The 977-nt window shown below is 40.2% G+C and carries 1 protein-coding gene; it reads right to left on the bottom strand.

Features of this window, described 5'->3' with window-relative positions; genetic code table 11:
* Positions 1-19 precede the first annotated feature (19 nt).
* Positions 20-977 (bottom strand): hypothetical protein (locus WA338_RS18800; RefSeq protein WP_336094555.1); only part of this gene is annotated, 958 nt, incomplete at its 5' end.

Genomic DNA, 977 nt, shown 5'->3' with positions numbered 1-977 from the left:
AATGATGAATAAAACAGACCTACAAAAAAGGACAAAAACATTTGCGCTCTATATTATTAAAATAGTGCAATTGCTTCATATTTGGTTTTAAATCAAAAGAGGGCACTTCATAAGTTCCTATATCTATAATTCCTTCAATCAACCTTGGATTACCCGCCAAGTCTATATCTATATCTAAATCGCCTACAGCTTGGATGTAAGCTTCATTGCTACCGGAATTTATAGCTGCTGAAGTATTCTTTAATATATAATCATTTAGAAACTCAGGGGCTAACTCGATTATGTTATTGGCTCCTATAATTCCTACCGGCAATGTGCCACTGTTTCCTGAGGTTTCATTAAAAAACAAGCAATGGTTGGCTGTTCCTGTACCTGCCCCTCCATCATCATTAAAATTACCATTTCCCCCACTGTTATTTGAAAAAATGCTATTCACCGCCTGTATACTTCCACTAAAAAAGTGCACCCCGCCTCCTCGGTCTGCCTTGTTATCTGCAATTGTACAGTTGATCAGATTAATGGTCCCTCCTTCTGCCGAAATAGCACCTCCATTGGCTGTTGCTTCATTTGCATACATCAACGTATTAATCAGCGCTATTGTACCACCAAAAGAGACCAATGCTCCACCAATACCTGAGGCTGTCGCAGCGGTATTATTTCGAAAAACACAATTGTAAATACTATTATCTCCGTTGTTATAAACCCCGGCTCCGGCTCGGCCAATTGCGATTAGAGCATCATCTGTGGCGTCGTCTGCATAGCCTCCTTGAATATAGAATCCATTCAACATAGCTTGGTTTCCCACCATAGTTACGACGGTATGACTATCCCCAATATTTTCGGTTTGGTCCTTATTTAAGTCTCCACTCAAAATGGTAGGATTTGCTACCCAGTCCCTTTGTGTTATGCTGGTTTCTGCCCCATTAAAACCTCCCAAGACCTCTACATAACCCGGGATTGTAAAACTATCTTTTTCA

The organism is Leeuwenhoekiella sp. CH_XMU1409-2 (genome assembly GCF_037029365.1).
Classification (GTDB): Bacteria; Bacteroidota; Bacteroidia; order Flavobacteriales; family Flavobacteriaceae; genus Leeuwenhoekiella; species Leeuwenhoekiella blandensis.
The sequence above is the reverse complement of the archived record's forward strand: the minus strand, read 5'-3'. Positions and strand labels throughout refer to the sequence as shown.